Genomic DNA, 2,363 nt, shown 5'->3' with positions numbered 1-2,363 from the left:
AAATTTTACGGCTCTAACAACATTAATCTTGGGATCGCCACTTCCTCTGGCGCATCGATACATCTCCATCGATGATTAATCTGTGTGCATTGGGAGTGAGGCGGTCCAGGATGGACTCTGCAAGAACACTACCTCCAAGTCTTTCGTGCCATCCCTCTGGAAGAAACTGAGAACAGACAATGGTACTGGACTTTTCACAGCGTGATTCAAGGAGTTCATACAAGTCCTTTTGTTCGGACTCGGAAGATGGAATAAGGAGAAACTCATCGAGAATCAGCAAGGAGTATTTTTGGTATTGCTTCAACATCTGTTGATACTTGCCTTGAAGCCTTGCCGCTTCAAATTCACTGAACAGTTCAGGAAGGCGGATATATCTGGTTTTGTATCCAGACTGGCAGGCATTGACTCCAAGCGCATTTGAGATATATGTCTTACCTGATCCTGTAGCCCCTACTATAAGTACATTGATTCCCTGTCTTATGTATTCATTACCGGCCAAGCTTTGCAGCAAATTACGGTCAAGATGTCTGTCGGGTAGATACTCTACGTTGCCAAGATAAGCAGAAGAATTCACGAACTTAGCATCCTTTACCAAACGCAGAATATTGTTGTTGTGCCTGGAATCATACTCAGCATCCACCAGTAGAGACAGCCGTTCGTGGAAAGACAATGGCTGGTACTCCACCTCGTTATCTATCTGATTAGTGTATGATTCAGCGAATGCTGGAAGTCGCATGGTCCTTAGCTTTCTGATTGTCTCATTCTTCATTGCTATCACCTCTATAATAAGCAGCACCTCTTATGTAGGCATGCTTATTTGACTCAGGCGAGGAGGAACGAGACTTGGAATTCTGCTCACCTTTTTTATCTTGACCAGCTTCCAATATAAGCCTAATATTTTTATACCGGGGGTTGGGGATGCTGACAAGTGCTATTCTACAAGCGCTCTCCAGACGATCTGGAGTATACTTGTCTGTTAGTTTCAACAGGGACAGGCAGCCCTTGTAAGCCTGTTCCTCCACCCGGTATGAGTCTAATATCTTTTTTATTACTTCCTTTGTGGAATCACCTATATCTTCAGCCCATCTCAGGAATCTTGATGCATCCCATTCGCTGTAAAGCTGGTGGTTAACCGGCATATGGTCAACAGTTGTGGAGTATTGTCCTCGCCGTCCGTATAGCCTCTTATGACTACATATGCGGTAACCTTTGTAGAAAACTTCAATCAGATTTTTGGAGTATCTCACATCAACTTTTTTCTTGGCATACTCATACGGAACAGAATAATTCTGATAATCCAGCGATATATGGTAGTTAAGCTGAACCGTGGCTACTTTCCATTGTGCAAATTCATAAGGGAATGATGGCAATGGCTGCATGAAGGGCAGTTCCTCTTCCATGAATACAGAATACCTGCTTCCATCTCTTTTCTGGAATTCATTGTGGTTGAACAAGTCAAGTTCTTTTCTTATGGCAACATTCAGTTCATTGATGCCGAAGAACTTACGATTACGCAACTTGGCAATTATGTGGATTGTGGCTTGGTTCGCTGCCCCCTCAACGGCAGCCTTGTCTTTTGCACGATATGGCCTGGCTGGAAGAAGCGCAGTATTATAGTGATCTGCCAGTTCCTGATAAGCACGGTTCGCTATAGGGTCTTCATATTTCTTGTTCTTAAGAATTCCGACCTTCAAGTTGTCTGGAATAAGTAATCTTGTTGAAGCTCCGAAGTATTCATACATGCTCAAATGCACATTGATCCAATCCTCTTCTTTCATGGTGAGGCAGGCTTTAGCAAAACAGTACATGCTGAACGGAAGAGTGGCAACAAATAGATATACTTTGCAAGCTTCTCCAGTAACCTTGTCATATAGAGGCAGCGTTGTACCTGTCCAATCCACCATGGTCTTATCACCGGGCTTGTGCTTGATGTGCATTGTAAGATGATGCTTGTTGACGTAGTCCTGATACAACTTGCAGAATTGGGAATACATGTAGGGTGGTTTGCCTGAGTGCCGGCATGTGTCAACATACTCATCCCATAGAAGCCTTAGTGTCACACCTTTCTTCAGAAGTTCCTTGTGCAGGTAATCAAAGTCGGGCATAACGAGTGTCGGAATCTTCGACTCCTCTGGGAAAAGCAGCTGACGAAGTTCCAGTTCATTCAAGGCATCTAATGTTTCCTCTAAAATTGGATGCTCCATTGACGCCTTGTACACCATTGAGACAGTGTTCCTTGATACCTTTAGGGTATCTGCAATTCTTCGCTGGCTGTAGCCCATGGAGCGAAGTTGCAAAATTTGTTTTTCCTTGGACATATTAACCTTAACTTCCTGAATTTATACCACTAAAAAAATTTCATT

The 2,363-nt window shown here is 43.4% G+C and carries 2 protein-coding genes; both read right to left on the bottom strand.

The genetic code is table 11. The features are described from left to right. Window positions 1-22: 22 nt before the first annotated feature. A complete protein-coding gene (gene istB, locus T472_RS02860) occupies window positions 23-769 on the bottom strand; it encodes an IS21-like element helper ATPase IstB (RefSeq protein ID WP_023387490.1) in 747 nt (248 codons plus the stop codon). Further along, window positions 759-2,318 (bottom strand): IS21 family transposase, encoded by a 1,560-nt coding sequence (gene istA / locus T472_RS02855; protein ID WP_023387489.1) that lies wholly within the window; start codon window positions 2,316-2,318, stop codon window positions 759-761. Before istA ends, istB begins: the two co-directional genes overlap by 11 nt. Between the last annotated feature and the right edge of the window lie 45 nt (window positions 2,319-2,363).

Source organism: Youngiibacter fragilis 232.1, from assembly GCF_000495435.3.
Lineage (GTDB): Bacteria > Bacillota > Clostridia > Clostridiales > Clostridiaceae > Youngiibacter > Youngiibacter fragilis.
Note: the sequence above shows the minus strand (reverse complement) of the source record. Positions and strands in the feature narration are given on the sequence as shown.

Coding starts and splice junctions, on each gene's coding strand:
- istB (WP_023387490.1), bottom strand. CDS start 769: ATGAAGAATGAGACAATCAGAAAGCTAAGGACCATGCGACTTCCAGCA.
- istA (WP_023387489.1), bottom strand. CDS start 2,318: ATGTCCAAGGAAAAACAAATTTTGCAACTTCGCTCCATGGGCTACAGC.